The organism is Pseudomonas fuscovaginae SE-1 (genome assembly GCF_000364705.1).
Classification (GTDB): domain Bacteria; phylum Pseudomonadota; class Gammaproteobacteria; order Pseudomonadales; family Pseudomonadaceae; genus Aquipseudomonas; species Aquipseudomonas fuscovaginae_A.
Window position 1 is genome coordinate 1 of record NZ_AQOH01000256.1, and the last position, 7,159, is coordinate 7,159.

A 7,159-nucleotide genomic window follows, 5' to 3' on the forward strand; every position below is an offset into this window, starting at 1 on the left:
TCACCTGGCCTGGGCCCACGTACTGGGCAAGGTCTCGGGCAAGCAGGAAGTGGTGTTCGGCACCGTGCTGATGGGGCGGATGCAAGGTGGCGAGGGTGCCGAGCGGGCGCTGGGGATGTTTATCAATACCTTGCCGCTACGGGTCGCCGTGGGCGACCAAGGTGTGCGCGCCGGGATCAAGGCAACTCACGCGCGGCTCACCGCGCTGCTCGGTCACGAACACGCTTCCCTGGCCCTGGCCCAGCGTTGCAGCGGCGTGGCCGCACCGACGCCACTGTTCAGCGCCTTGCTCAACTACCGGCACAGCGCCGCGGGGGGTGTTTCCGGGCCGGTCCTGCAGGCGTGGCACGGTATCCATACTCTCGGCGGCGAAGAACGCACCAACTACCCATTGGCGCTGAACGTCGATGACCTGGGCGACGGCTTCAGCCTGAGCGTGCAGGCTGTCGCCGGCATCGACGCACAGCGGATCTGCGGCTATATGCAAACGGCTTTGGCCCATCTGGTCGAAGCCCTGGAGTCCGCGCCGGACTCAGCGGTGCGCGACCTGCCGGTGCTGCCTGCGGCCGAGCGCGAGCAGTTGCTCGGAGCCTTCAATGCCAGCGCCCGCGACTACCCACGGACGCAGACCGTGCACGGCCTGTTCGAAGCCCAGGTCCGCGCGCGTCCCGAGGCGTGCGCCGCGATCCACGATGGCGTGACGTTGACTTACGCCGAACTCAACGCCCGGGCCAACCGCTTGGCCCGGCATCTGCGTGACCTCGGCGTGCAGCCGGGCGACAGCGTGGCGATCCTGCTGGCGCGCAGCCATGACCTGCTGGTCAGCCAATTGGCGGCGCTCAAGTGCGCGGCGGTCTATGTGCCGCTGGACATCAACGCACCGCTCGAACGCCAGGGCTTCATGATCGAGGACAGCCAGGCGCGGGTGCTGCTGACCCATAGCCAGGTGTCGCTGGCCAGCGCCGCGCAGCGGGTGGAACTGGATCGCCTGGACCTGTCCGGCCTCGATCCGGACGATCTGGGAATCGAGCAATCCAGCGAAAGCGTGGCGTACATCATGTACACCTCCGGCTCCACCGGTACGCCCAAGGGCGTGATGGTGCCGCACCGGGCCATCACTCGTTTGGTGATCAACAACGGCTACGCCGACTTCAACGACCGCGATCGCATCGCCTTTGCCTCCAACCCGGCGTTCGACGCCAGCACCATGGACGTCTGGGGCGCCTTGCTCAATGGCGGCCAGGTGTTGGTGGTGGATCATGACACGCTGTTGGAACCGGCACGCTTTGGTGAGTTGCTGATCAGCGCCCAGGCCACGGTGCTGTTTGTCACCACGGCAGTGTTCAACCAGTACGTGCAACTGATCCCCGAGGCGATCAAGGGCCTGCGGATTCTTCTGTGCGGCGGTGAACGCGGCGACCCGGCATCCTTCCGGCGCTTGCTGGCACTGGCGCCACAACTGCGCCTGGTGCATTGCTACGGCCCGACCGAAACCACCACCTACGCCACCACCCATCACGTGACCGAGGTCGCCGAGGATGCCGAAAGCGTGCCGATCGGCCGTCCCATCGGCAATACCCAGGTCTACATCCTCGACGCCGGCCAGCAGTTGGTGCCTCTGGGTGTCAGCGGTGAAATCTGCATCGGTGGCAAGGGCGTGGCGCGGGGTTACCTCAATCGCCCTGAACTGAGCGCCGAAAAATTCATTGCCGACCCGTTCAGCGACGACCCGGATGCCTTGCTCTATCGCACCGGTGACCTCGGCCGCTGGTCGGCCGATGGTCTGCTGGAGTGCCTGGGCCGTAACGACGACCAGGTGAAGATGCGCGGTTTCCGCATCGAACTGGGGGAAATCGAGGCGCGTCTGAGCACCCATCCGCAGGTCGGCGAATGCATCGTGCTGGCCCGCGAAGACGTCCCCGGCGACAAACGCCTGGTGGCCTATGTCACGGCGACCGGCGAGCCGGCCACGGCGGAAGAACTGCGCAGCTACCTGCAAGGCCTGTTGCCGGAGTACATGGTGCCCAGTGCCTATGTGCAACTGGCCGCATTGCCGCTGAACCTGAACGGCAAGGTCGACCGCAAGTTGCTGCCGGTGCCGGCCTCGGATGCCCTGGCCCGTGGCGATTACCAGGCGCCGCAAGGCGAAGTGGAAACCCTGCTGGCATCGATCTGGGCGCAGGTGCTCAAGGTCGAGCGAGTGGGGCGCCATGACCATTTCTTCGAATTGGGCGGCCACTCGCTGCTGGCGGTGACGCTGATCGAGCGCATGCGCCAGGCCGGCCTGAGCACCGATGTACGGGTACTGTTCAGCCAGCCGACCCTGGCCGCGTTGGCGGCCGCGGTGGGCAGCGGTCGCGAGATCCAGGTGCCGGTCAATGCCATCGGCCCCGACTGCACGCGCATTACCCCACAACTGTTGCCGCTGGCGAACCTGGAACAGGCCGACATCGACCGAATCGTTGCCACGGTGCCGGGCGGTGTCGCCAACGTTCAGGACATCTATGCCCTGGCACCGTTGCAGGCGGGGATCCTCTATCACCACCTCAGCGCGGAGCGGGGCGACCCCTATTTGCTGCAGGCGCGGTTCGCCTTCGACAGCGAGGAGCGCCTGGAAGACTTCGCCAGGGCTTTGCAGTTCGTGATCGATCGTCACGATATCCTGCGCACCGCAATGGTCTGGGAGGGGCTGGAGGAACCGGTGCAGGTGGTCTGGCGACAGGCGCGGCTGGTACGCGAAAACCTGGAGCCGGACCCGCTGGCCGGCGAGGTGTTGACTCAACTGCATCAACGTTTCAATGCCCGGGATTATGCGCTCGATATTCGTCAGGCGCCCATGCTGCGGCTGATCCAGACCAGGGATGCGCAGAACCGGCGTTGGCTGGCGATGCTGCTGTTCCATCACCTGGCGATGGACCACACCGCGATGGAGGTGTTGCAGCATGAAATGCAGGCCTACCTGCTGGGGCAGCAGGGGCAACTGGGGGTGCCGATACCTTATCGCAACTATGTGGCCCAGGCACGGCTTGGCGTGAGCCAGGAAGAACATGAACGATTCTTCCGCGAACGCCTCGGCGATATCGACGAGCCGACCCTGCCGTTCGGTTTGCAGCAGGTGCAGGGCGATGGGCAGGACATCGAGGAGGCTCAGCTGGCCGTGGGCGTTGCCCTGGGCCAACGCATGCGGGCCCAGGCCCGGCAGAGCGGGGTGAGCGTGGCGAGCCTGGTGCACCTGGCGTGGGCACAGGTGTTGGGCCGGGTTTCGGCCCGCGACGACGTGGTCTTCGGGACGGTGCTGTTGGGCCGGATGGAGGGCGGCGAGGGCGCCGACCGGGCCCTGGGGATGTTTATCAACACCTTGCCGCTGCGGGTGGTCCTCGGCGGTCGAAGCGCACGTGAAGGGGTCAGGACCACCCACGGCGAACTGACCGCGTTGCTCGGGCATGAGCACGCCTCCCTGGCGCTGGCCCAGCGTTGCAGCGGGGTGCCCGCGCCGACGCCGCTGTTCAGCGCCTTGCTCAACTACCGTCACAGCAGCACCGTCGTGACCGAGCAGGTTCGCAACGCCTGGCAAGGCATGCACTCTCTGGACGGTGAGGAGCGGACCAACTATCCGCTGACCCTCAACGTCGACGACCGAGGCGAGGATATTCTGTTGATCGCCCAGACCGTTCCGGCGATCGAGGCCGAGCGGATCTGCGCCTATATGCACCAGGCCTTGCACAGTCTGGTCGATGCCCTGGAACAAGCGAGCGACACGCCGTTGCAGGACCTGCCGGTGGTGCCGGACGCTGAGCGCCGGCTATTGCTGGAGGGCTTCAATGCCACCGCGGTCGACTACCCGCGGGACCTGACCCTGCACGGGCTGTTCGAAGCCAGAGTCGCGACGTGTGGCGATGCGGTCGCCGTTGTGGACGAGCAGTGCAGCCTCAGCTACGACGCGCTTAACCGTCGGGCCAACCGTATCGCCCATCGCCTGATCGAATTGGGCGTGGGCCCGGACGATCGGGTGGCGATCTGTGTCGACCGCAGCGTGGACATGCTGGCGGGGCTGTTGGGGATTCTCAAGGCCGGCGCCGCCTATGTGCCGCTGGACCCGTATTTCCCGCTCGATCGTCTGAGCTACATGCTGGAGAGCAGTGCTCCGGTGGCGATTCTGACCCAGCAAGCCTTGCTGTCGGTCCTGCCAACCGGCAGCGTGCCGGTGCTGTTGCTCGATCCCGAGCTGGCCGCGCGCGAAGGCTTCGTGGCGCAGCCCGAGCGCAATCCGTCGCGGGCCGATCTGCGCAACGAGCTGCACCCTGAACATCTGGCCTATGTGATCTACACCTCGGGTTCCACCGGCCGTCCGAAGGGCGTGCAGATCAGCCATCGGGCCTTGAGCAACTTCCTCCAGTCCATGGGCCGGGAGCCGGGGCTTTCACCGCAGGATCGCTTGCTGGCGGTCACTACGATTTCCTTCGACATCGCCGCGCTGGAGTTGTACCTGACCCTGGTCAACGGCGCCTGCGTGGTCCTGGCCTCCCGCGAGGCGACCATGGACGCCCAGCACCTGCAGCGTCTGCTTGACGAGCAGCGGATCAGCGTGATGCAGGCCACCCCGGCCACCTGGCAAATGCTGGTGAGCGGTGGCTGGACCGGCAAGCAGGACCTGCGGATCTTCTGCGGGGGTGAAGCGCTGCCGCGCAACCTGGCCCGCGAACTGCTGGCGCGCAGCCGCGAGCTGTGGAACCTCTACGGCCCCACGGAAGCCACCATCTGGGCCTGTGTCGCGCGCGTCGATGAACAGGGTGACTCGGCGATGGTGCCAATCGGCAAGCCGATGGACAACACGCGGCTCTACCTGCTGGACGAAAACCGCCAGCCGGTGCCGTTGGGCGTGGCCGGCGAGCTGTACATCGCCGGCGTGCAAGTGGCGCGTGGCTACCTGAACCGTCCGGACCTGACCGCCGAGCGGTTCCTCGACGATCCGTTCCAGGATGGGCGCATGTACCGCACCGGCGACCTGGCGCGCTATCTGCCGGATGGCACGGTCGAGTACCTGGGCCGTAACGACGACCAGGTGAAAATCCGCGGTTTCCGTATCGAACTGGGCGAGATCGAGGCCCGCCTGGCCACGTATCCCGGGATCAAGGACTGCGTGGTGGTGGCGCGGGAAGACCAACCGGGCGACAAACGCCTGGTGGCCTACTTCACGCCGCAGCAACCGGAAACCGTGCTGGAGACCCCAAGCCTGCGCGAGCACCTGCAAGCGGCATTGCCCGATTACATGGTTCCGACGGCCTACCTGCAGCTCGATGCCTTGCCCTTGACGCCTAACCGCAAAGTGGATCGCAAGGCGCTGCCGGCACCGGACGGCGCCCTGTTCAGCCGCGAATACCAGGCGCCGCAAGGCAAGGTCGAAACCGTGCTGGCATCGTTATGGGCCGACTTGCTCAAGGTCGAGCGTGTAGGGCGAAACGATCATTTCTTCGAGCTGGGCGGGCACTCGCTGCTGGCGGTCACGCTGATCGAACGGATGCGTCAGGTGGGGCTGAGCGCCGATGTACGGGTGCTGCTCGGCCAGCCGACCTTGGCGGCGCTGGCGGCGGCAGTGGGCCGCAGCACAGAAGTCGCGGTGCCGGCCAACCTGATCCCCGAGCATTGTGGACGTATCACCCCGGACCTGTTGCCGCTGGTCAGCCTGACCCAGACGCAGATCGACCAGGTGGTGGCAAGCGTGCCGGGCGGTGCGGCAAACGTGCAGGACATATACCCGTTGGCACCGTTGCAGGAGGGCATTCTGTTCCATCACCTGTCTGCCGGTGAAGGGGACCCCTATGTGCTGCAATCGCAGTTCGGCTTCGACAGCCGCAATCGCCTGGACGATTTTGTCCAGGCGTTGCAGAGCGTGATCGAACGGCATGATGTCCTGCGTACATCGATCGTCTGGGAAGGGCTGGAGACGCCGTTGCAGGTAGTCTGGCGTCGTGCGCCGCTGAAGGTCGAGACCCTCGGGCTCGACCCGCGCGACGGCGAACTCTCGGCGCAGCTGCTGCAACGCTTCGATCCGGCGCATTACCGCCTCGATCTGCGCCAGGCACCGCTGCTGCACCTGGTCGTCAGTGAAGAGGCGTCCAGTGGGCGGTGGCTGGGTATCCTGCTGTTCCATCATATCGCCATCGACCACACCACCCTCGCAGTGGTGCAACAGGAAATGCAGGCATTCCTGCGCGGGCAGGCGACGTCGCTGGCGCCGGCCGTGCCGTATCGCAACTATGTGGCCCAGGCACGACTGGGCGTGAGCCAGCAGGAGCATGAAGGTTTCTTCCGCGAGATGCTCGGCGATGTCGACGAACCGACCCTGCCGTTCGAACAGCAAGAGGTCCGGGGCGATGGGCAGGCGGTCGGCGAGGCTCATGCGGGACTGAGCGCCGATCTGTCTCGACGCCTGCGGGGTCGAGCCCGCGAGGCGGGAGTCAGCCCGGCGAGCGTTGCACACCTGGCCTGGGGCCTGGTGCTGGGCCGCTTGTGCCAGCGCGAAAAAGTGGTGTTCGGTACCGTGCTGCTGGGGCGGATGCAGGGCGGCGAGGGTGCCGAGCGGGCGCTGGGCATGTTCATCAACACCTTGCCACTGCGCCTGGACCTGGGCGAACAGGGCACCCGGAGCGCGCTCAAGACCGCCCATGGGCGGTTGACCGCGCTGCTCGGTCATGAGCATGCGTCCCTGGCGTTGGCCCAGCGTTGTAGTGGCGTACCCGGTTCGCTGCCGCTGTTCAGCGCCTTGCTCAACTACCGGCATGGTGGCGGTGAAGTCGACCAGCAGGTGCTGGATGCCTGGCAGGGTATCGGAAGCCAGGGTGGAGCCGAGCGTACCAACTACCCGCTGAGCCTGTCGGTGGATGATGACGGTGTGGGCTTCGGTCTGACGGTGCAGGCGGTTGCGGGCATCGATGCACAGCGAGTCTGCGGCTATATGCAGGCCGCGCTGGAAAGTCTGGTGGATGCCCTGGAACAGGATCCCGAGGCGCCACTGAGTGGTCTGTCGATTCTGCCGGCCGACGAGCGCGAGCAGTTGCTGGTAGGCTTCAACGACACCGTGCTGGAGTACCCGCAGGCGCAGACCATTCATGGGCTGTTCGAGGCCCAGGTGCGGCGCACGCCGGATGCCCTGGCAGTA

1 protein-coding gene is annotated in these 7,159 nt (G+C 66.0%); it reads left to right on the top strand.

Annotated features, from left to right (window positions below):
* Nucleotides 1-7,159, top strand: a 7,159-nt coding sequence (locus K675_RS0121060; RefSeq protein WP_017905449.1) for a non-ribosomal peptide synthetase, incomplete at both ends; no start/stop codon positions are given.